General features: G+C 70.4%; 21 protein-coding genes, 1 pseudogene and 1 riboswitch. Of the genes and pseudogenes, 17 read left to right on the top strand and 5 right to left on the bottom strand.

What is annotated here, in order from left to right; translation table 11 throughout:
- Positions 1-37 precede the first annotated feature (37 nt).
- Entirely contained in the window at positions 38-496 is a 459-nt protein-coding gene (locus tag J3P44_RS08575; protein WP_255889886.1) for an SRPBCC family protein, read from the top strand.
- Complete coding sequence (locus J3P44_RS08570) at positions 489-1,082, top strand: TetR/AcrR family transcriptional regulator (protein ID WP_255889885.1); 594 nt, start codon at positions 489-491, stop codon at positions 1,080-1,082. Before J3P44_RS08575 ends, J3P44_RS08570 begins: the two co-directional genes overlap by 8 nt.
- A gap of 43 nt (positions 1,083-1,125) precedes the next feature.
- On the opposite strand, the gene J3P44_RS08565 is transcribed toward J3P44_RS08570, so the two are convergent.
- Positions 1,126-1,554, bottom strand: coding sequence for an adenylyltransferase/cytidyltransferase family protein (locus tag J3P44_RS08565; protein WP_255889884.1), 429 nt, complete (start codon positions 1,552-1,554; stop codon positions 1,126-1,128).
- Entirely contained in the window at positions 1,551-2,312 is a 762-nt protein-coding gene (locus J3P44_RS08560) for a GAF and ANTAR domain-containing protein (RefSeq protein ID WP_255889883.1), read from the bottom strand. Before J3P44_RS08560 ends, J3P44_RS08565 begins: the two co-directional genes overlap by 4 nt.
- A 584-nt stretch (positions 2,313-2,896) precedes the next feature.
- Between J3P44_RS08560 and J3P44_RS08555 the strand changes: the two genes are divergently transcribed.
- Entirely contained in the window at positions 2,897-3,046 is a 150-nt protein-coding gene (locus J3P44_RS08555) for a DUF6766 family protein (RefSeq protein ID WP_255889881.1), read from the top strand.
- A 12-nt stretch (positions 3,047-3,058) separates the two neighbouring features.
- A pseudogene (locus tag J3P44_RS08550) lies at positions 3,059-3,208 on the top strand (DUF6766 family protein); the annotation flags it as partial.
- Here J3P44_RS08550 and J3P44_RS08545 read toward each other — a convergent pair.
- On the bottom strand, positions 3,205-4,734 hold the full coding sequence (locus tag J3P44_RS08545) for a sulfatase family protein (protein ID WP_255889879.1): 1,530 nt from the start codon (positions 4,732-4,734) through the stop codon (positions 3,205-3,207). The pseudogene J3P44_RS08550 and the gene J3P44_RS08545 overlap by 4 nt on opposite strands.
- 228 nt (positions 4,735-4,962) lie before the next feature.
- Between J3P44_RS08545 and J3P44_RS08540 the strand changes: the two genes are divergently transcribed.
- From J3P44_RS08540 to J3P44_RS08480, 13 genes are all read left to right on the top strand, one after another.
- Positions 4,963-6,336, top strand: coding sequence for a hemolysin family protein (locus J3P44_RS08540; protein ID WP_255889878.1), 1,374 nt, complete (start codon positions 4,963-4,965; stop codon positions 6,334-6,336).
- Entirely contained in the window at positions 6,326-7,387 is a 1,062-nt protein-coding gene (locus J3P44_RS08535) for a hemolysin family protein (protein ID WP_255889877.1), read from the top strand. Before J3P44_RS08540 ends, J3P44_RS08535 begins: the two co-directional genes overlap by 11 nt.
- A gap of 20 nt (positions 7,388-7,407) precedes the next feature.
- Positions 7,408-8,007 carry a cardiolipin synthase ClsA gene (clsA, locus tag J3P44_RS08530; protein ID WP_372496509.1) on the top strand — a complete coding sequence of 200 codons (600 nt, stop codon included), beginning with the start codon at positions 7,408-7,410 and terminating at the stop codon, positions 8,005-8,007.
- Complete coding sequence (locus J3P44_RS08525; protein WP_255889876.1) at positions 8,000-8,872, top strand: DUF881 domain-containing protein; 873 nt, start codon at positions 8,000-8,002, stop codon at positions 8,870-8,872. The genes clsA and J3P44_RS08525 overlap by 8 nt, the downstream gene beginning before the upstream one ends.
- Positions 8,869-9,201 (top strand): small basic family protein, encoded by a 333-nt coding sequence (locus J3P44_RS08520; RefSeq protein ID WP_255889875.1) that lies wholly within the window; start codon positions 8,869-8,871, stop codon positions 9,199-9,201. Before J3P44_RS08525 ends, J3P44_RS08520 begins: the two co-directional genes overlap by 4 nt.
- Positions 9,194-9,988, top strand: a complete 795-nt coding sequence (locus J3P44_RS08515; RefSeq protein ID WP_255889874.1) for a DUF881 domain-containing protein — start codon at positions 9,194-9,196, stop codon at positions 9,986-9,988. Before J3P44_RS08520 ends, J3P44_RS08515 begins: the two co-directional genes overlap by 8 nt.
- A gap of 50 nt (positions 9,989-10,038) precedes the next feature.
- Positions 10,039-10,425 (top strand): glycine cleavage system protein GcvH, encoded by a 387-nt coding sequence (gene gcvH, locus J3P44_RS08510; RefSeq protein WP_255889873.1) that lies wholly within the window; start codon positions 10,039-10,041, stop codon positions 10,423-10,425.
- Between the two features lie 158 nt (positions 10,426-10,583).
- A complete protein-coding gene (locus tag J3P44_RS08505) occupies positions 10,584-11,096 on the top strand; it encodes a zinc-ribbon and FHA domain-containing protein (protein ID WP_255889872.1) in 513 nt (170 codons plus the stop codon).
- Positions 11,097-11,099: 3 nt separating this feature from the next.
- A complete protein-coding gene (ftsR, locus tag J3P44_RS08500) occupies positions 11,100-11,840 on the top strand; it encodes a transcriptional regulator FtsR (protein ID WP_255889871.1) in 741 nt (246 codons plus the stop codon).
- Positions 11,841-11,872: 32 nt separating this feature from the next.
- Positions 11,873-12,340, top strand: coding sequence for a bifunctional nuclease family protein (locus tag J3P44_RS08495; RefSeq protein WP_255889870.1), 468 nt, complete (start codon positions 11,873-11,875; stop codon positions 12,338-12,340).
- Between the two features lie 201 nt (positions 12,341-12,541).
- Positions 12,542-13,153, top strand: coding sequence for a MerR family transcriptional regulator (locus J3P44_RS08490; RefSeq protein ID WP_372496508.1), 612 nt, complete (start codon positions 12,542-12,544; stop codon positions 13,151-13,153).
- 89 nt (positions 13,154-13,242) lie between these two features.
- Positions 13,243-13,348, top strand: a riboswitch (glycine riboswitch).
- Positions 13,349-13,479: 131 nt separating this feature from the next.
- Positions 13,480-16,299: an aminomethyl-transferring glycine dehydrogenase gene (gene gcvP, locus J3P44_RS08485; protein ID WP_255890023.1), complete on the top strand. Its 2,820-nt coding sequence runs from the start codon at positions 13,480-13,482 to the stop codon at positions 16,297-16,299.
- 76 nt (positions 16,300-16,375) lie between these two features.
- Positions 16,376-17,665 carry a serine hydrolase domain-containing protein gene (locus tag J3P44_RS08480; RefSeq protein ID WP_255889869.1) on the top strand — a complete coding sequence of 430 codons (1,290 nt, stop codon included), beginning with the start codon at positions 16,376-16,378 and terminating at the stop codon, positions 17,663-17,665.
- Between the two features lie 2 nt (positions 17,666-17,667).
- Here J3P44_RS08480 and J3P44_RS08475 read toward each other — a convergent pair whose 3' ends face one another.
- Positions 17,668-19,068, bottom strand: a complete 1,401-nt coding sequence (locus J3P44_RS08475) for a metallopeptidase TldD-related protein (protein WP_255889868.1) — start codon at positions 19,066-19,068, stop codon at positions 17,668-17,670.
- On the bottom strand, positions 19,068-20,588 hold the full coding sequence (locus J3P44_RS08470) for a TldD/PmbA family protein (protein WP_255889867.1): 1,521 nt from the start codon (positions 20,586-20,588) through the stop codon (positions 19,068-19,070). Before J3P44_RS08470 ends, J3P44_RS08475 begins: the two co-directional genes overlap by 1 nt.

Here is a 20,588-nt window from a genome sequence, read left to right as displayed (position 1 = left end):
CTTGCCATTCAGTCATGCGACTGAGAGATTCAGTCGTATGACTGAACATGCGGAGCGGCCGATGATCGACGTCGCGGTGACCGAGGTCATCCGCCGTCCGGTCGGTGTCGTGGCGGACTACGCGAGCGATCCGTGGCACGCTCCGGAGTGGTACGCGAACATCTCCGAGGTGGAGTGGAAGACGCCAGGGCCACTGCAGGTCGGGACTGAGCTGGCGTTCGTCGCGCACTTCCTCGGCCGGGAGCTTCGCTACACGTATGCAGTCGTCGAGCAGACGGTCGAGCGGCTGGTGATGCGGACGGCTGAAGGGCCGTTCCCGATGGAGACCAGCTACGGCTACGTGTCGATGCCGGACGGCACCACCCGAGTGACGCTTCGCAATCGGGGCACGCCGAACGGGTTCTCGCGACTCGTCGCGCCGTTCATGCGGATCGCGATGCAGCGCGCCATGAGGAAGGACCTCGCCGCCTTGAAGCGAGTCCTCGAGCATGGCTAGCGCACGCGTCAGCGCGATCCTGGATGCGGCCGAAGCCGAGTTCGCAGGCGCCGGGTTCGACGGCGGCTCGCTCCGCAGGATCATGCGTCAAGCGGGGGTCGACACCGGCGCGGTGCACTACCACTTCGGCGGTCGTCAGGCTCTCGCGGAGGCGGTGCTCGATCGCATCCTGGTTCCCCTGAACGCGCGACGTCGCGCCCTCCTTGCTGAGGCCGTGTCGGCCGGTCGGCCGAACGTGTCCCAGCTGGTGGAGGCACTGATCCGCCCCGACATCGAGACTGCGCATGAGCTGGAAGGGCAGTCACCGGGCCGGGCCCGGCTGATCGGCGCCATCTACACGCGTCCCAGTGACTTCGTCACGGCGACGGTCGCGGCTCACTTCGCTCCGGTGGCTGACGCGTTCCGTCCGCACCTGGAGGCGGAGCTGCCCCATCTGCCGTTCGGGGACGTCGCGTGGCGGGTCCGATGGTGCATGTTCGGGACCATCGGGTCGCTTCTCTCCGACGAGTCGGCTCCCTTCGCGCGCCCCGCCGAAGACCTCGTGCACGAGCTCGTACAGACCCTGACCGCTGCGATCTCGGCATGATGAGTCGTCCGGGAGGACGTGGGCCGCGCCTGTCGGGCTGCGGTCAGGACCGCGGGCTGTCGAGCACTCGCTGGATCAGCTCCGTGGTCGAGATGCCGCCGGTGCGTGGCACGGCGACGTAGCCGCCGGCTTCCACGGCGGGGCCGTAGATCGACTCTGCCCCTTCGGGTGACAGGTCGTCACCGTGCACCACGGTGGTGATCGCGTGCTCGGCCAGGAAGTCCTGGGTCACGCGGAAGGGGGCGTCGGCGATCACCTCGTCGACGTACCTGCAGGACTCGATCACGGCGACCCGCTCGGACAGGGTCATGATCGGCCGGCGCTTGTACGACGCCGCGGTGTCGTCTGACAGCACCCCGACGACCAGCCAGTCGCCGTGGCGCCGCGCCTCCCGCAGGAGCGAGACGTGGCCGGCGTGGAACAGGTCTCCCACCATGTCGACGTAGACCCGGCGCACGGGGGCCGCAGTCACGGCTGGGGTGTCCCCGTCCCCGGGGGCGCGAGACGGTTGCCGTCGACGGCCTCGATGCGGCGCCCACGGCCGTCACGCGCTGCGTCCTCCACCTCACCCACGACCTCGCTGGCGATCACCCGGACCTTGCGGTTCTCGGTGCTGGCCTGTCGCACGAGGAAGCTGAACGCGGCCGCCTGGGTCATGCCGTAGCGCTCCATCATGATGCCCACCGCGGTTCCGATGACGGTGCGGGTGCCGATCGCTGTGCTGAGCTGCTCCTCCTTCAGCACATGGCCGAGGGCCAGGCCGGCGTGGACGGCGAAGTGCTCCGCGACACCGACCGAGCCGGCGTCGATGTCCGCGTGGGTGGTGGAGTGCAGGTTGAGGCAGATGACGCCGTGAGCGTCACTGCGCAGTCGTACGCCGATCTGCGACAGCAGCCCGAGCTTCGTGGCCTGACCGATGTAGTCCGGCCAGCGCTGCTCGTGCCGCGCGTCACGCACGACGACGAGGTCTTCATCGGTGGCCTCGATGCACGGCCCCTGCCGGGCACTGGACTGGACCGCGTCGAACGACCGCGCCAGATCGGTGCCCGCGACCAGTGTCTCGAGAGAGCCGTCGCGGCGGATCCGGGAGACGCTCACGTGCTCGAACTCCGGCAGGCAACGCTGCGCCTGGCACACGATCTCCGCGAGCGTGGCCGAACGGTCCGGCTGCGCGTGCACGGCTGCTGCGGCCCGGACGACAGACTCCGGTTCGGGCTCGGCGACCACCATGAAGCTCCCTCTCGTGACAGATCTCAGGTAGCCGTCGTCACGGGACCCCGACGTCCCCACGTGACCCGTGCATCACCCTCCGGTAGGAGGGTACCCGCAGACAGGTCCTCACGTGCTCCGGAGCACATGAGCGACCAAGGCTCGGGCGTTCAAGAAGCGGGCGCCCGAGCCGCTCATGGTTGGAAGCACCATGAACTGCCGGTCGGGCAGCGCCACTCGCGCTCGTGATGGTCCGCTGCTTGCCGGATGCTCAGGCACGCAGGAGCACGCAGCGAGCTGGAGCAGTCCAGCGGCCAGTCGTGCGACGCGGCGGTCCTCGAGGAGGACCTGGGAGCGGGGGTGCGCCGCCAACGGTCGAGGTGTTCGACACGATGGCTCAGGCCCGGTTCGAGAGCGACACCGTCTTCCTTTCGCGGTTCGACGGGGAGTGGCTGGTCGTCGCGGCAGCGTGAACGCCCGTCCCGGGGCATCCCTACGACTGCAGCATCCAGGTGTCCTGACATGCGCACCGTGTTCGTCGCCTACGTGATGACGATGCTCGTCGGCCTGGTGCTGATGTTCGTCCTCGCCGTGAGGCACGTGTGATGCGGACCTTCGTCCGCGAGAACTCCCTCAGCCTCTTCTCCGGCCTCATCTTCGTGATCAGCCTCGTCGGCCAGTCCTTGGTGGGGTGGCACCAGTTCAATGCCACCCAGACCGCCGAGCACTTCGACGCCATCCGCTGGAGCACCTGAGTCGCGTCCAGTGACTTCGTGGTCGACGTCGCCGAGAACTGGCAGAGCGAGTTCCTGGCGGTCGGCGCGATGGCCGTCCACTCCATCTACCTCCGCCAGCGCGGTTCACCGGAGAGCAAGCCCGTCGGCGCGCCGCACCAGGCGACCGGCGTCGAGGGCTAGTCGGAGCGGACCTTGGCGAGAGTGGAGGCGGGCTCGGGCAGCGGCCCGAACACCTGGTTGCAGGTCCAGCCGGCGCAGTCCACCAGCTCGGAGCGCCGCAGCTCGAGGGCGGCCTGCACCGACGCGTAGGCCGGGTCGTCGATCCGGTTGTCCATAGCGTCGGGGTCGACCAGCAGGTCGTAGAGGAAGGCGTCGGTGCCGTCGGTGCCGTAGAGGTAGCGCTCGGTGCGTACGCCGCGGTGCGACCACCCGTCGCCGAGCGTGCGACCGGTCTGGATGAGGGTGGTGTCGCGGAAGGACTGCTCGTCGCCGAACAGGGTCGGTGCCAGAGACGTGCCGTCGACCTGCCAGCGGGGCGAGACCCCGGTCAGCGCGGCGAACGTGACAGGCAGGTCGACGAGGGTGACCGGCAGGTCAGAGGTCGACGCCGCGGCGATGCCCGGACCGCGCACCAGCAGGGGCACCTGCAGAGCTTCCTCGGTCAGCACGTCCTTGCCGACGAAGCGGTGCTCGCCGAGGGAGTAGCCGTTGTCGGAGGAGAAGACGATGTAGGTGTTGTCGAGGACGCCCTCGGCCTCCAGCGTCTCGACCAGGGAACCGATCGCCCGGTCCACGGCCTGGAGGGACTGCAGGCGTGCGGTGTTCTCCTCGCGGATCCCGGCGCGGGAGACGGGCGAGACGGGGGAGAGGCGACGTAGGTAGGCCGGCTGGTCGGCGACGTCGCTCTCGTCGAACGCCGGGTCGTCGAAGGACGCCGGCCGCGCGTCCCGGAAGAGGTCACGGTCCTGCGGGGCGGCGGGCGGCAGGCCGCGACCGCCCTCGGGGGTGATCCGGTAGTGCGGAGCGAGGTGCCAGGCGTAGACCACGAACGGGTCACCGGCGGCGGCGAAGTCGCGCACGGCCCGGTTGGTGTGGTCCTCGATGACCGAGGTGACGTAGCTGTCGGTGTAGCGGCGCGGCCGGCCGTCACCGGTCATCGAGAAGTTGACGTAGTCGTAGACGCCCTGGGTCAGCGCGTCCCACCGCGACCAGCCGGACGGACGTACGTCGCGGGGGCCGTAGCCGTTGAGGAACTTGCCGACGAAGCCGGTGCGGTAGCCGCTGTCGCGGAACCAGGAGCTCGCCTCGCGCGTGGGGTCGAGCGCCGGGAAGCCGCCGTGGACCCCGCGGTTGTGCTGGACCCCGTTGTTCTGCGCGTACTGGCCGGTGGCGAGCTGGGCCCTGGCAGGGCAGCACAGCGGGTGGGGGGATATCGCGTCCGTGAACTCCATGCCCCGGTCGGCGAGGAGCCGCTGCGTGATCGGCATGTGCGCGAGGTCGTCGTCGCGCATGTCGTCGGTGAGGACGAACACCAGGTTGGGGCGAGGCGCCGCCGCGGACTGCGTGGCCCCGTTGGGGTTCTGCGTCGTCTGCACCATCCGCACCGACTCGGTGCGGCTCGAGTCACCGTTGGCGGTGACGGTGGCGAGGGTGGCGACGAGCACGACCAGCAACGCAGCCGTGATCGACTGAGCCCACGCACGCATCTAGGTCATTCCCCCGCCCGGGACCGGAGGGTCCTCGTGACTCGCCCCGCTGTGGGCACACAGTAGGTGGCCCGGGTGCCCCTCCCCAAAGCGACACGACGAGTGTGGTCGAGATGGCTGGGACCGGTAGTCTGTGGCTTCGCCGACGCCGAGACAAGGAACCCCCGCGCCGACTATGGACGACAGTCAAAGTCCCCGCACGACCGCACTGAACACCCGGCGCGTGTCGTGACCCCGTTGCTGCTCCTGCTTGTCTCGTTGGCCCTCGTGGCTGCCTGCGGACTGTTCGTCGCGGCCGAGTTCTCCTTCGTCACCGTCGACCGGCCGAGCGTCGAGAGAGCGGCGGCCGAGGGCGACGACGGTGCACGCGGCGTGCAGATCGCGCTGCGCTCGTTGTCGACGCAGCTCTCGGGCGCCCAGGTGGGGATCACCGTCACCAACCTGGCCATCGGATTCCTCGCCGAGCCTGCGATCGCGGATCTCATCGACGACCCGCTGGCAGCCGCTGGGTTGCCTGACGGCGTGGTCACCCCGCTGTCCCTCGGCCTCGGCCTGGCGATCGGCACGGTGGTCACGATGATCTTCGGCGAGATGGTGCCGAAGAACATCGCCATCGCCCGGCCGCTGCAGACGGCTCGCAACACCCAGGGATTCATGCGCGGCTTCACGGCGCTCACGCGTGGGCCGATTCGGGCCCTCAACGGGTCGGCCAACCTGATCGTGCGCCGACTGGGGATCGAGCCCCAGGAGGAGCTCCGCTCGGCCCGCAGCTCCCAGGAGCTGGCGTCGCTGGTGCAGAGGTCCGCCGACCAAGGCACGCTCGACCCCGAGACCGCGGAGCTGGTTGAGCGCTCAGTCGAGTTCGGCACCCGGACCACCAGCGAGATCATGACTCCGCGCGTGCGCACCACCACCGTCGAGGACGGCGACCGCGTGTCGTCGGTCATCGACCTGGCCCGCCAGACCGGGCACTCACGCTTCCCGGTGCTCGACGCCGAGGACAACGTCGTCGGCACGGTGCACGTCAAGCACGCCGTAGCGGTCCCGGTGCACGAGCGGGCGACCACCAGGATCAAGCACGTCATGGTCAAGCCCGTCGTCGTGCCCGACAGCCTGCGCCTCGACCCCCTGCTCGCGCTGCTGCGCCAGGACGGCTTCCAGATGGCCATCGTGCTCGACGAGTACGGCGGCCACGCCGGCATCGTCACGCTCGAGGACGTGGTGGAGGAGATCGTCGGCGACATCTCCGACGAGCACGATCGCCTCGGCGCGCGCATCAGGCAGCGTCGCGACGGCAGCTGGACCCTCTCCGGCCTGCTCCGCCCGGACGAGGTGGAGGACGCCACTGATATCGAGCTCCCGGACCACGAGGACTACGACACCGTCGCGGGGCTGGTCGTGCGCCAGCTCGGCAAGATCCCCGAGCCCGGGGACCGCATCGAGGTCGCGGTGCCCGACCGGAGCGATCCCCACGACCCGCGCGAGCGGCTGGTCACGCTCACCGTGGAGCGGATGGACGGCCTGCGCATCGATCGTCTGGACCTGCGCGTCGTGGCTCCGGAGCACGAGGAAGAGCAAGAGGATGCCGACGATGAGCGGTGACCTCTTCGGCGTGGGCCTGGCGGTGGTGCTGCTGGCCCTCAACGCCTTCTTCGTGGGAGCCGAGTTCGCCCTGCTCTCGGCCCGGCGCAGCCAGATCGAGCCACGAGCGCAGGCGGGTTCGCGTGCCGCCCGCACCACCTTGCGTGCGATGGAGAACATCTCGCTCGTCATGGCGGGTGCCCAGCTGGGCATCACCATCTGCTCGCTGGGCCTCGGTGCCGTCGGGGAGCCGGCGGTCGCCCACCTGCTCGAGCCCCTGTTCCACCAGGCGAGGATCCCCGACGACCTGTTGCACCCCGTCTCGTTCGTGGTCGCGATGTCGATCGTGGTCTACCTCCACGTGGTGCTCGGCGAGATGGTGCCCAAGAACATCGCCCTCGCCGGGCCCGACCGCGCGGCGCTGGTGCTGAGCCCGCCGATGATGGCGATCGTCACCGTGCTCCGGCCGGTGATCGCCGCCATGAACATGGCGGCCAACGGCGTACTGAGACTGCTGAGGATCGAGCCCAGGGACGAGGTCCACTCGAGCTTCACGCGCGAGGAGGTGGCCGCCCTCGTCGAGGAGTCGCGCGGCGAGGGCCTCATCGAGGCCGAGGAGTACGACCGCCTCGCCGGCGCCCTCGGGTTCACCGAGAAGTCCGTCGGGTCGATCCTGATGACCCCCGACACCCTGGCGACCGTCGCTCCCGGCTCGACCGTGGCCGATGTCGAGGCGCTGTGCGCGTCGACCGGGTTCAGCCGGTTCCCGGTTGCGGCCGAGGACGGCACCCTCCTGGGCTACCTCCACATCAAGGACGCCCTCGAGTCCGACGACGACCGCCGGTCGCGGGTGATCGAGGACAAGTGGATCCGTCCTTTCGCCTCGGTCCACCCCGACGACCTGCTCCACGACGCGCTGGAGAGCCTGCAGGTCAAGGGCGCCCACATGGCCCGCGTCGTGGATCGCGACGGCACGGTCGTCGGGCTCGTCACGCTCGAGGACGTGCTCGAGGAGCTCGTGGGGGAGATCCGCGACGCGGCGCACCACGATGTGTCCGCCGCGGACCTCTGAGCGCTGGGTAGGGTCTGATCGTGTCCGAGGAAGCGACCCGCGTCTGGACCGTGCCCAACATCATCAGTGTGGTGCGGCTCGCCGGTGTGCCCGTCTTCCTGTGGCTCGTCCTCGGCCCGGAGGCGGACGCCATCGCGCTCGTCGTGCTCATGGTCGCGGGGTTCACCGACTTCCTCGACGGCTGGCTGGCCCGGCGCCTCGACCAGTTCTCCCGCCTCGGCGAGATCCTCGACCCGGTGGCCGACCGGCTCTACATCCTCGCGGTCGTCATCGGCCTCTACCTGCGCGACATCATCCCGTGGTGGGTGGCCATCGCCCTGCCGCTGCGTGACCTGTTCCTGTGGGGGCTGGTCCCGTTCCTGCGCACCCGGGGCTTCTCCGCCCTTCCGGTCCACTTCCTCGGCAAGGCGGCCACGTTCAACCTGCTCTACGCGTTCCCGCTGCTGCTGCTCGGCGAGGGCACCGGCGTCGTGGCGACACTGGCCCGCAACTTCGGCTGGGCCTTCGCCTGGTGGGGGATCGGCCTCTACTGGTGGGCCGGCGTGCTCTACGCGTGGCAGGTGCGGGCGCTCCTGCGCGACACACCACGGCGTACGTCGCCGGCGACCGACCATGGCTGACACACGAGAGCGCGAGCTCCCCGAGCACGTGACGACGCCCCTGCTGACCCTGATCACGGCCCGGTCGATGGACGAGGACTACGCCCACGTGGCGCAGCAGCGTGTCGTGGCGGGCAAGGCGCCCACGCAGCCCTCGCAACCACACTGGGCCAGCGTGATCGCCGTCGCGGCACTCGGGGTCATGGCCGCGATCGTGGCGGTGCAGACCGACCGCGAGGCAGAGGTCAACGAGCTGAGCCGGGCGGCGCTGGTGGAGCAGATCGAGTCCCGGTCCGACCAGCTCGGCGACATCCAGCGCAGGGTGGCCGAGCTCACCCAGTCCAACCAGGCGGCAGCCAGCACCAGCACCAGGCTGCAGGCCCAGCTCGACGACATCCGGTCCAGGGTGCGTCGGGCCGAGCTCAACACCGGCTACGCCGCCGTGGAGGGCCCGGGGGTGCGCATCACCGTCGACAACCGGCCAGGCGCCGAGGTGGACAACGAGATCCGCGACGAGGACCTCGCCATCCTGGTGGACGGCCTCTGGGAGGCCGGCGCGGAGGCCATCGCCATCAACGACCAGCGGATCAACGTCCTGGGCGGCATCCGCAACACCAACCGCGCGATCCACGTCAACGGACGACCGGTCATCGCCCCCTACGTCGTGCAGGCCATCGGTGATCCCAGGACCCTGCAGGCGCGCCTGCTCCAGACCAGCCAGGGACAGGAGTGGTTCGCCCTCGTCAACGGCTTGGGATTCCTCTACACCCCTGAGAATGTGGACGACATCCGCCTGCCGGCCGCGCCGGAACGGGCGCTGCGTGATGTGATCGAGCTGAACGCCGATCCCGAAGGCGTCACCGAAGGAGAGGGAAGCGCGCCGTGATTGCCGCCTTGGGCCTGCTGCTCGGCATCATCGCCGGGCTGGTCTTCGCCCCTGACGTCCCGTTGAGCCTCCAGAACTACCTGCCCATCGCCGTGGTGGCGGCGCTCGACGCGGTCTTCGGTGGCCTGCGCGCCTACCTCGACGGCATCTTCGACGACAAGGTCTTCGTCGTCTCCTTCGTCAGCAACGTCGTGATCGCCGCGGCGATCGTCTACCTCGGCGACCAGCTCGGTGTCGGCGCCCAGCTGACCACCGGCGTGGTCGTCGTGCTCGGGATCCGCATCTTCTCCAACGTTGCGGCCATCCGCAGGCACGTGTTCCATGCCTGACCGCACACCCGTTCCGCGGGACAGATCGAAGCACGGCTCGACCGCCGGCCCTCCGGGCGAGGAAGATCCAGGGCGCGACAGGCTGCTGGCGGCCCTCCTGCGTCCCTCGCGCCGACAGGCCGTGGTCGCGGTGCTGCTGGCCGTCCTCGGCTTCGCCTCCGTCGTCCAGGTCCGCGACACCGCGGCCAACGACACCTATGCCGGCCTGCGCGAGAGCGAGCTCATCCAGGTGCTCGACGGGCTCACCGGCACCGCCGAGCGGGCCCGTCGAGAGGTCGACCGGCTGGAGGCCCGCCGCGACGAGCTGCTGGACGAGAGCCAGGCGCGGTCGGCGGCGCTGGACGAGGCCCAGCAACGCGTGCGCACCCTCAACATCATCGCCGGGCTCGTGCCGGTCTCGGGTCAGGGGCTGCGGGTGACGATCACGGAGTCGACGAGCCAGGTGAGCGTGGGCTCCCTGCTCGACACCATCCAGGAGCTGCGCACCGCGGGTGCCGAGGCCATGGAGTTCAACGACTCCATCCGGCTCGGGGCCGACAGCTCGTTCGAGGACGCCGTCGGCGGGATCGAGCTCGACGGCCAGCTGCTCGAGTCGCCGTACGTCCTGGACGTCATCGGCGACCCCCACATCCTCCGGACCGCGCTCACCTTCTCGACCGGTCCGGTCGAGACGCTGCAGTCCCTCGACGGGGCGACCGTCACGATCGAGGACCTGGAGTCAGTGGAGATCACCAGCGTCCGCGAGGCGCCACGGCCTGAGTATGCGGAGCTCGGCGCGGGCCAGTAGCCTGCCGAGCAGTCCCAGCCCCGCAGCACGAGCAGCACGAGGAGTCCCACGTGTATCCGGAGAACCTGAAGTACACCAGCGAGCACGAGTGGGTCCGCAGCCCCGGCGACGCCGAGGGCTCGGTCCGGGTGGGCATCACCGACTTCGCGCAGGGCGCGCTCGGCGACATCGTCTACGTCTCCTTGCCGCAGGTGGGCGACACCGTGACCGCGGGCGACACCTGCGGCGAGCTCGAGTCGACCAAGTCCGTCAGCGACATCTACGCCCCGGTCTCCGGCGAGGTCGTGGCGACCAACACCGCGCTCGACTCGACCCCGGAGCTGGTCAACAGCGACCCCTACGAGGCCGGGTGGCTGTTCGAGGTCAGCGTGTCCGACCCCGACCAGGTCGACGGGCTCATGGATGCCGCCGCGTACCAGGCCGGCCTCGACGGCTGAGAACCCCGTCCTGACCCAGTCCCTGACCCGAGTCCCTGACCCGAGTCCGACGCGAGCCCAATGGCCGCCGCGCCTCATCGCGAGGCTGGTAGGTTCGGAGGAACCGTCAACCTCAACCCTCGGCTGAGGGTTGGGTGTCGATCTGTCGAGGAGTTTCCATGCCGTTCTGCACCGCCTGTGGCAAGCAGAACCCTGACGATGCCCGCTTCTGTGCCCAGTGCGGCACCAAGCTGCTCGGTGGGGAAGACACCGGTGCCACGCCGGCCGAGAGCACTGCGACGATCACCTTCGGCGTGCCCGACCAGCGCGAGTCCTCCGACCGCCAGCTGAGCGCGGTCGACGCCGCCGCGGTGGACGCACTCCCCGAGGGCCACGCCCTGCTGGTGGTGCAGCGCGGACCCAGCGCCGGCAGCCGGTTCCTTCTCGACACGGACGTGGTCGGCGCGGGCCGCCACCCCGACAGCGAGATCTTCCTCGACGACGTCACGGTCTCGCGTCGGCATGCGGAGTTCCGCCGCTCCGGCTCAGGCTTCACCGTCAGCGACGTGGGCAGCCTCAACGGCACCTACGTCAACCGCGATCGCATCGACTCCGTCGAGCTCAACGACGGCGACGAGGTGCAGATCGGCAAGTACCGCCTGGTGTTCTTCTCCTCCCACCCGGTCAGCTGATCCGTGAGTGCCTCGACGTCATCGGCTGCGAGTCGTGGCGCCCGCTACAACATCGGGCAGGTCCTCGACCAGCTGCGCCCCGACTTCCCCGGTGTGACCATCCCGAAGATCCGCTTCCTCGAGGACCAGGGCCTGGTCAAGCCCGAGCGCACCGCCGCCGGCTACCGCAAGTTCTCCGGTGACGACATCGCACGGCTCCGCTACATCCTGCTGATGCAGCGCGACCACTACCTTCCCCTCAAGGTCATCGGCGACCACCTCGACGCGATCGATCGCGGCCTCGAGCCGCCGGCCATCGAGTCGGTGGTCCCGACCGTGCCGAAGGTCGCCCTCAGCTCCGACGGCCTCCCCAGCCCGGAGTCGTTCCGCCGCACCAGCGACCTGCGGCTCTCGAGGCGGGAGCTGCTCAAGGTCGCGGACATCTCCGAGGAGCTGCTCTCGCAGCTGGAGCAGTACGGCCTGATCAGTGCCCGCACCGGCACGGGACACTTCGACAGCGACGCGCTCGTCGTCGCCCAGACCGCCCGGGAGCTGGCCGACTTCGGCTTCGAGCCGCGTCACCTGCGCGCGTTCAAGACCGCGGCCGATCGGGAGGTCGGGCTGGTCCAGCAGGTCGTCGCCCCCCTGGCCCGCGGTCGTGACGCCGCCGCACGGGGCCGTGCCGAGGACGCCACGTCGGAGATCGCCGCGCTGTCCGTACGACTGCACGCGACGTTGGTGAAGGTCGGCCTCGACCGCGGCTGATCCACATCAGGGTTGCTGAGTAGGCTGGGGGCATGCGCGAAATGGACGTCGTGGGTGTCCGCGTCGAGATGCCTTCCAACCAGCCGATCGTGTTGCTGCGCGAGGTGACGGGGGAGCGCTACCTCCCGATCTGGATCGGTGCGGTCGAGGCCACCGCCATCGCGTTCGCCCAGCAGGGCGTCACGCCGCCGCGACCGCTGACCCACGACCTGCTGCGCGACGTGCTCGCCGCGACGGGCCAGCGCCTCGACGAGGTGCGGATCGTCGACATCCAGAACGGCATCTTCTTCGCCCAGCTGGTCTTCGAGAGTGGGGCCGAGGTCGGCGCCCGCCCGTCCGACTCCATTGCCCTGGCCTTGCGCACCGGCACCCGCATCGTCTGCGCGGAAGCGGTGCTCGACGAGGCCGGCCTCGCGGTCCCCGCCGAGCAGGAGGACGAGGTCGAGCGGTTCCGCGAGTTCCTCGACCACGTCTCGCCCGACGACTTCGAGTCACACTAGTCCCACGTGTAACCCTGACCCTCAACCTGAGGTTGAGGGTTGCGACACGCCGATACGACGATGGACAACCCGAACCCACGGGCTTACCTTGAACTGTCTCTGTTGTAACTCCACCGCTGTGGTTGTCAGATCCACCGACACCCGGGCGGGCCCTTCCCCAGGAGTTACTGCCAGCGGAGGAACCGACCTGGAGGGTCTGCTGTGGGTAGCAACGAGAACGAACATGGCGCCGACGTCGCGCGAGCCAAGGCTGCGGCCGAGGCGGCGGACCTCGCCGAGGAGCAGGGCCTGCTCTTCGCCGACGACGTCTCCCCGCTGCCCAGTGACACCGGCTACCGCGGCCCGACCGCCTGCAACGCCGCCGGCATCACCTACCGCCAGCTCGACTACTGGGCTCGCACCGGCCTGGTCGAGCCGAGCGTGCGCGGTGCGGCCGGGTCCGGCTCGCAGCGGCTCTACTCCTTCCGCGACATCCTGATCCTCAAGGTCGTCAAGCGGCTCCTCGACGCCGGCATCTCGCTGCAGCAGATCCGCACCGCCACGGCGCACCTGCGCGAGCGGGGCACCGACGACCTGACCCGCGTGACCCTCATGAGCGACGGCGCCTCGGTCTACGAGTGCACGAGCAACGACGAGGTCATCGACCTGCTCCAGGGCGGCCAGGGCGTCTTCGGCATCGCGATCGGCGGTGTCTGGCGCGAGATCGAGGGCACGCTCGCCGAGCTGCCCAGCGAGCGCACGGCGGACGAGTCGGCCTCGCCGATCCCCGGCGACGAGCTCGCCGCGCGACGCGCCTCCCGCCAGACCGGCTGACCACGCCACACCACTGACCCCGACGAGGCCGCCCGGAAGACCGGGCGGCCTCGTTCATCTCCGCGTACGCCGCTAGACTTCGAGAGCTGACATCCCATGCGGGAGAGTCACGGCGGCAGCTCCACGGCGGCCGCAGTGCGCCGAAGGGGCAATTCCTCCCCGGAACCTCTCAGGCACCCGGACCGCATGAGGCTGGCACTCTGGAGGCACCGGGCCGACAGAGGGGGAGGTCGATCGAAGTGACCTCAGGAGCCCCCGTGCCGGACGCCACGCCCACCAGCGGACAGATCACCACCGACTCGTCGACCAGCCCTGCAAGCGCAGCGCTGGGTGAGTTCGTCGCCCGCCACATCGGCCCCGACGACGCAGATGTGGCGCAGATGTTGCGGGCGGTGGGTCACGAGTCCCTGGAGGCACTGATGGCCGCCGCTGTCCCGGGGGGGATCCGCACCACCGCCGCACTCGACCTGCCGGACCCGCTCGACGAGGAGGCCACCGCACGGGCGTTGCGCACCCTGGCCTCGCAGAACCGGCCGGCCGAGGCGATGATCGGCCTCGGCTACCATGCGACCCTCACCCCGCCGGTGATCCGGCGCAACGTCCTCGAGGACCCCTCCTGGTACACCGCCTACACGCCCTACCAGCCGGAGATCTCGCAGGGACGCCTCGAGGCGCTGCTCAACTTCCAGACCGTCGTCGCCGACCTCACTGGGTTGCCGACGGCCAACGCATCGCTGCTCGACGAGGGCACCGCCGCGGCCGAGGCGATGACGCTCGTGCGCCGGGCACAGCGCAACGTGTCCGGCCCGTTCGTGGTCGACGCCGACGCGCTGCCGCAGACGATCGAGGTGATCCGCACCCGGGCGGAGGGCCTGGGCATCGAGGTCGTCGTCGCCGACCTGGACGACGGACTCCCGGAGGGTGAGCTGTGCGGGGTGCTGATCCAGTACCCCGGTGCGTCGGGGTCGGTGCCGGACCCACGCCCCGTGATCGAGGCGGCCCACGATCGCGGCGCGCTGGCCGTGGTGGCGGCCGACATCCTGTCCCTGGCGCTGCTCGAGGCGCCCGGCACCTTCGGCGCCGACGTGGTCGTCGGCTCCTCCCAGCGCTTCGGCGTACCCCTCTTCTACGGGGGTCCCCACGCCGGGTTCATGTCGGTCTCGTCCGGCCTGGAGCGCCACCTGCCCGGGCGCTTGGTCGGGGTCTCGGTCGACGCCGAGGGCCGCCCCGCCTACCGACTCGCGCTCCAGACCCGCGAGCAGCACATCCGCCGCGACAAGGCGACCTCCAACATCTGCACCGCCCAGGTCCTGCTCGCCGTGGTCGCGTCGATGTACGCCGTCTACCACGGGCCTGAGGGCCTGCGGCGCATCGCGCAGCGGACGCACGACCACGCCAACCGGATCGCCGCGGCGCTGACGGCCGGGGGAGCGGAGGTGGTCAACACGAGCTGGTTCGACACGCTCACGGTGTCGGTCCCGGGTCGTGCCGCCGAGGTCGTCACGGCCGCGCGCACGGTCGGGCTGCACCTGCGCCTCATCGACGACGACCACGTCGGACTCTCCACGTCCGAGCGCACCAGCCCGTCGACGGTCACGGCTGTCCTCCGCGCCTTCGGCGTCCCAGCCGCCACCGAGACAGGCCGGTCCGGGCTCCCCGAGGAGCTGCGCCGGACCACCGAGTTCCTGACCCACGAGGTCTTCAACTCCCACCACAGCGAGACCCAGATGCTGCGCTACCTGGCGCGGCTCTCGGGACGGGACTACGCGCTCGACCGCGGCATGATCCCGCTGGGGTCGTGCACCATGAAGCTCAACGCGACGACCGAGATGGAGCCGGTGAGCCTGCCCGGCTTCGCCGACCTGCACCCGTTCGCCCCCGCCCAGGACGCCACCGGCTATCGCGAGCTCGTCGACGACCTCGAGGGCTGGCTGGCCGAGGTCACCGGCTACGACAAGGTCTCCGTCCAGCCCAACGCGGGCTCGCAGGGCGAGCTCGCGGGGCTGCTCGCGATCCGCGGCTACCACCGGGCCAACGGTGACACCGGCCGCAACATCTGCCTCATCCCGTCCTCGGCGCACGGCACCAACGCCGCCTCGGCCGTCATGGCCGGCATGAAGGTGGTCGTGGTCAAGGCCTCCGACGACGGCTCCGTCGACCTCGACGACCTGCTCGCGAAGTGCGACCAGCACGCCGAGACGCTGGCGGCGATCATGGTGACCTACCCCTCGACCCACGGGGCCTACGAGGACACCATCACCGACCTCTGCAAGATCGTCCACGACCACGGTGGCCAGGTCTACGTCGACGGCGCCAACCTCAACGCGCTCCTCGGCTATGCACGGCCCGGGGAGTTCGGCGGCGACGTCTCGCACCTCAACCTGCACAAGACCTTCTGCATCCCCCACGGAGGTGGCGGTCCGGGTGTCGGGCCGGTCGCCGTACGCGCCCACCTGGCGCCGTACCTCCCCTCGCACGCCTGGCACCCCGAGGCGGAGAAGCGCCACGGGATCGGCCCGATCAGCGCGGCGCCCTACGGCTCCGCCGGCATCCTGCCGATCACGTGGGCCTACATCCGGATGATGGGCGCGGCCGGACTGACCCGGGCCACGGCGGTCGCGGTGCTGTCCGCCAACTACATCGCCCACCGGCTCGAGGAGCACTTCCCGGTCCTCTACCGCGGGCACGGCGACCTCGTGGCCCACGAGTGCATCCTCGACCTGCGCGGACTGACGAAGGCCAGCGGGGTCAGCGTCGACGACGTCGCCAAGCGGCTCGTCGACTACGGGTTCCACGCCCCGACCATGTCCTTCCCCGTGGCCGGCACGTTGATGGTCGAGCCGACCGAGTCCGAGGACCTGGCCGAGATCGACCGGTTCTGCGACGCGATGATCGCCATCCGCGGCGAGATCGCGCGCGTCGAGGCCGGCGAGTGGACGCCCGAGGACTCGCCGCTGCGCCACGCCCCCCACACCGCGCGGGCGCTGGTCGGCGACTGGGACCGGTCCTACTCGCGTGAGGTGGGCGTCTTCCCGAAGGGGATCGACCCCGACAAGTACTGGCCGCCGGTCGCCCGGATCGACCAGGCCTACGGCGACCGCAACCTCGTGTGCGCCTGTCCGCCGCCGGAGGCGTTCGCCGAGTGAGCGAGCGGAGCGAGCGAGCCATTCAGCACAGCGCGACACGTGCCTCATGCGCGCACGGAGCGAAGCGAGTACGCGCATGAGCATCCAGCGGCAACGGCTGCTCGACGTCGCCCAGGCCGAGGGCCGCCTGACGTCGGTCGTCGGTGCCGTCTTCGACCGCTACGGCGCGGTGTGGGCGGGGGGTGCGGGAACGGCCCCCGGACTCGACGGGCAGTACCGGATCGGGTCGATCACCAAGACCATGACCGCGGTCCTGGTCATGCAGGCACGCGACGCGGGGCTGCTGGACCTGTCCGACACCTTCGGCGAGCACCTGGGAGAGGTCGGCTACGCCGAGGCGACCCTCCGCGACGCGCTCGCGCACACGTCGGGGATGCAGAGCGAGCCGCGCGGTGAGTGGTGGGAGCGGACCCGCGGCGGCGACTTCGCCGCGCTCACGGAGGCCAACGACGGTGCGGGCCGCGTCGCCGGCGCGGGGGAGTGGTTCCACTACTCCAACCTGGGCTTCGCGCTGCTCGGCGAGGTGCTCGCCCGTCGGTTCGGCACGCCGTGGCGCCGCCTCGTGGCGGAGCGGCTGCTCGCCCCGCTCGACATGCGCTCCACGTCGTACCTGCCGCGCCCGGGGGCACAACCAGGCTGGAGCGTCGACCACTTCACCGGCATCCGTGTGCACGAGCCCCTCACCGACACCGGGGCGATGGCGCCTGCCGGCCAGCTCTGGTCGACCCTGGCGGACATGGTGACCTGGGGACAGGTGCTCGGCGGCGCCCGTCCCGACGCACTGGCACCGGCCACGCTGGCCGAGATGCGACAGCCGGTCACGGACGACTACGGCCTCGGCCTGATGCTCGGGGTCCACCCGGGCGGGCGGCTTGTCGGTCACAACGGCTCGATGCCGGGGTTCCTGGCGTCCCTCCACGTCGACCCGGACAGCGGGATCGGTGCGGTGGTGCTGGCCAACGCCACGACCGGCATCGACCCGCGAGACCTGGCTGTCTCATTGATCGAGGGAGACCCCGACGCAGACGAGGAGCGACCCGCCCCGTGGCGACCGACCACCGTGCTGCCCGGCGAGCTGCACGGCGTACCGGGGGTGTGGTTCTGGGGGAACACGGCGTACGACGTCCGCTGGCACAACGAGGGCCTCGAGCTGCGGGCGATGGCGCGACGCGGTGTCGTCACCGACCGCTTCGAGCTGGTCGACGGCGCCCTGGTCGGGGTCCTGGGCTACCACCGGGGCGAGCGGCTCGAGGTGGTCCGGCGTCCAGACGGCTCGATCCGCAACCTCGAGTGCGCGACGTTCGTCTACACGCGCGTGCCCTACGACCCGGATGTCCCGATCCCCGGCGGACACCCGCGTCGCTGACGTCAGACTCCCTGCGACACGCTCGACATGTTGAAGTCGGGGATCCGGAGCGCGGGCGTTGCGGTGCGGGAGAAGTAGTCGTCGCCCCACTCCCTGCTGAAGCTCGGCACCGACTCGGTGGCCCCGCTGAACCGGTTGAGCAGGTCGATGGGGCTCTCGTTCCAGCGGAAGTTGTTGGCCGCGCCGACGATCTCGCCGTCCTCGACGACGTAGACGCCGTCGCGGGTCAAGCCGGTCAGCAGCATGGTCTGCGGGTCGACCTCGCGGATGTACCACAGGCACGTCAGCAGCAGGCCGCGCTGGGTGCCGGCGATCATGTCGTCCATGCTGCCGGCGCCGTCGCCGACCTCGAGGACCAGGTTGTCGATCATCGGGGTGACGGGCTGGCCGGTCATCCCCGCCGAGTGGCGGGTCTGGAGCAGGCCGGTGAGGAGACCGTCACGGATCCAGTCGGTGCGCTCGAGCGGGAGCCCGTTGTCGAAGACGGACTCGGTGTTGTCGGACGCACCGGCGATGACGAACGGCGCGCACTCGAGGCCCGGGTGGGCAGGGTCGGAGAACAGGTTCACACCGGGTGCCGCGACCTTGTCACCGATCCGAGTGCCGCCGCCTCGCCGGCTGTAGACCGACTCGCCCTCGTGGGCGACGCGGGCGCCGGCGTTCCAGTAGGCGTCGATCATGAGGTCGGCGACCGACGAGGGCGGCAGGATCGTGTCGTAGCGTCCCGCGGGCAGGTCGATGCGTCGCTCGGCCCACCGCAGCCGCTGGGCGACGGTCGCGGCCATCGCGGCGGCGTCGACCTCGCGGAAGTCGCGGGTGGCGCCCCCGGTCCACGCGCTCCGGGTGAGCGAGGTGTCCTTGCCGGTGCAGGCGTAGTGGCCGGTGGGCTGTACGTGGCGCAGCCGGAGACCGCGGCTGGAGCCGAGGTAGGTGGTCGCGACCTCGTGGTTGACGAAGCCGTAGAGCAGCCGGTCCTCGGCGGTGGCCTGCCGGAACGCCTCACCGAGGGCGGGCGCGAAGGCGTCGTACACGCCGATGTCGGTGTGCTCCGGACCGGTGTCCCAGTCGGAGGAGGTGACGTCGCCGATGAGCTCGCCCACGTCCTCGGCGGGGGATCCGGCGCGTGCGGCAGAGTCCGCGGCCGTCACGAGCGCGGCGACCTGGTCGGTGGTCGCGGCGCTGCCCGACACGGACCCGGTGGCGATGCCTCCGTCGACGGCGGCGAAGCTGACGACGGTCACCGAGACCTCGGTCATCACGCCGTTGGTGGTGAGGGTGTTGTTGGCCCAGCGCAGGTTGGCGCTGGTGACGTCGCGGACGATCGCGATGCAGTCGTCCGCCGTCGAGGTCGCGAGAGCGTGCTCGACCAGCTGCTGGGCTGTGCTGCGCACGGTGGTCGTCATCAGTGGCCTGCCTCGTCGATGGTGTTGAGGATGTTGACGCCGCGGAACAGCGACGTCGGGCAGCCGTGGCTGACGGCGGCCACCTGGCCCGGCTGGGCCTTGCCGCAGTTGAACGCGCCGCCGAGCACCCACGTGTCGGGCCCGCCGACGGCCTCGAGCGAGTTCCAGAAGTCGGTGGTGGTCGCCTGGTAGGCGACGTCGCGCAGCATCCCGTCGAGCCTGCCGTCGGTGATCTTGTAGAACCTCTGGCCCGTGAACTGGAAGTTGAAGCGCTGCATGTCGATGCTCCACGACTTGTCGCCCACGACGTAGATGCCCCGCTCGACACGCGAGAGCAGGTCGTCGGTGGACAGGTCGTCCGTGCCGGGCATGAGCGAGACGTTGGCCATGCGCTGGATCGGGATGTGCCCGGGGGAGTCGGCGTAGGCGCAGCCGTTGGAGCGGCCGTCGTTGAGCTCGGGCTTGAGGTGCCCCATCGAGCGGTCGAGCTGGTAGCCGACGAGCACCCCGTCGCGCACGATGTCCCAGCTCTGGGTCTCGACGCCCTCGTCGTCGTAGCCGACGGTGGCGAGGCCGTGCTCCTGCGTCCGGTCGCCCCGGACGTTCATCACGTTCGAGCCGTACTGCAGGGTGCCGAGCTTGTCGTAGGTGGCGAACGACGTGCCGGCGTAGTTGGCCTCGTAGCCCAGCGCCCGGTCCAGCTCCGTCGCGTGGCCGATCGACTCGTGGATCGTGAGCCAGAGGTTGGACGGGTGGACGACCAGGTCGTACGTCCCCGCCTCCACGCTGGGGGCCTTGAGCTTCTCGGCGAGGAGCTCGGGGACCTCGGCCAGCTCGGCGTCCCAGTCCCAGTGCGAGTCGGTCAGGTACTCCCAGCCGCGTCCCACCGGCGGGGCGATGGAGGCCATCGAGTCGAAGATGCCGGTCTGCTCGTCCTCGCCGGTCGCCTCGAAGCCGGGCTGGAGGCGGACGCGCTGCTGGGTCGTGCGGGTGCCGGACAGGTCGGCGTAGTACTTGTTCTCCTGCACCTGCTGCAGGAACGCGGTGGCGTGGGCCACGGCCGTGCCGGTGCGCAGCCGCTCGGTCCAGTCGACGAGGAGCGCCGCCTTCTCCGGGGTCGGGACGTCCAGCGGGTTCACCTCGTAGCCGGAGATCCACGTGACGTCGTCGTGCACCGGCTCCGGTGCCAGCTCGACGGGGGTCGTGGTCATCGCGGCCGCGACCTTGGCGACCGCGACCGCGGTCTCCGCCACGCGGCGGGCCTCGTCGTCGGTCAGGACCACTCCGGAGGCGAAGCCCCACGCACCGCCGTGCACGACGCGGACCGCGAACCCGAGGTCCTCGGCGTCGCTCGCGGTCTGGAGGATCCCGTCGCGGGCACCGAGGTGCTGGTAGCGGTTGCGCTCGAGGCGGAAGTCCGCGTGGCTGGCGCCCAGCTCCTGGGCGCGAGCCAGGGCCACGTCGCCGAGGTGGCGGTGCGGCAGGTCGCTGAAGGTCGGGTCGAGCCCGGGCGCACTCAT

The sequence above is a fragment of the Nocardioides astragali genome, assembly GCF_024436375.1.
GTDB classification, from domain to species: domain Bacteria; phylum Actinomycetota; class Actinomycetes; order Propionibacteriales; family Nocardioidaceae; genus Nocardioides; species Nocardioides astragali.
The sequence above is the reverse complement of the archived record's forward strand: the minus strand, read 5'-3'. Positions and strand labels throughout refer to the sequence as shown.

What these genes read in the sequence shown, in the direction of transcription:
- J3P44_RS08575 (WP_255889886.1), top strand. Translation starts at nt 38, where the DNA reads ATGACTGAACATGCGGAGCGGCCGATGATCGACGTCGCGGTGACCGAG.
- J3P44_RS08570 (WP_255889885.1), top strand. Translation starts at nt 489, where the DNA reads ATGGCTAGCGCACGCGTCAGCGCGATCCTGGATGCGGCCGAAGCCGAG.
- J3P44_RS08560 (WP_255889883.1), bottom strand. Translation starts at nt 2,312, where the DNA reads ATGGTGGTCGCCGAGCCCGAACCGGAGTCTGTCGTCCGGGCCGCAGCA.
- J3P44_RS08555 (WP_255889881.1), top strand. Translation starts at nt 2,897, where the DNA reads ATGCGGACCTTCGTCCGCGAGAACTCCCTCAGCCTCTTCTCCGGCCTC.
- J3P44_RS08545 (WP_255889879.1), bottom strand. Translation starts at nt 4,734, where the DNA reads ATGCGTGCGTGGGCTCAGTCGATCACGGCTGCGTTGCTGGTCGTGCTC.
- J3P44_RS08535 (WP_255889877.1), top strand. Translation starts at nt 6,326, where the DNA reads ATGAGCGGTGACCTCTTCGGCGTGGGCCTGGCGGTGGTGCTGCTGGCC.
- J3P44_RS08525 (WP_255889876.1), top strand. Translation starts at nt 8,000, where the DNA reads ATGGCTGACACACGAGAGCGCGAGCTCCCCGAGCACGTGACGACGCCC.
- J3P44_RS08515 (WP_255889874.1), top strand. Translation starts at nt 9,194, where the DNA reads ATGCCTGACCGCACACCCGTTCCGCGGGACAGATCGAAGCACGGCTCG.
- J3P44_RS08505 (WP_255889872.1), top strand. Translation starts at nt 10,584, where the DNA reads ATGCCGTTCTGCACCGCCTGTGGCAAGCAGAACCCTGACGATGCCCGC.
- J3P44_RS08495 (WP_255889870.1), top strand. Translation starts at nt 11,873, where the DNA reads ATGCGCGAAATGGACGTCGTGGGTGTCCGCGTCGAGATGCCTTCCAAC.
- J3P44_RS08480 (WP_255889869.1), top strand. Translation starts at nt 16,376, where the DNA reads ATGAGCATCCAGCGGCAACGGCTGCTCGACGTCGCCCAGGCCGAGGGC.
- J3P44_RS08475 (WP_255889868.1), bottom strand. Translation starts at nt 19,068, where the DNA reads ATGACGACCACCGTGCGCAGCACAGCCCAGCAGCTGGTCGAGCACGCT.
- J3P44_RS08470 (WP_255889867.1), bottom strand. Translation starts at nt 20,588, where the DNA reads ATGAGTGCGCCCGGGCTCGACCCGACCTTCAGCGACCTGCCGCACCGC.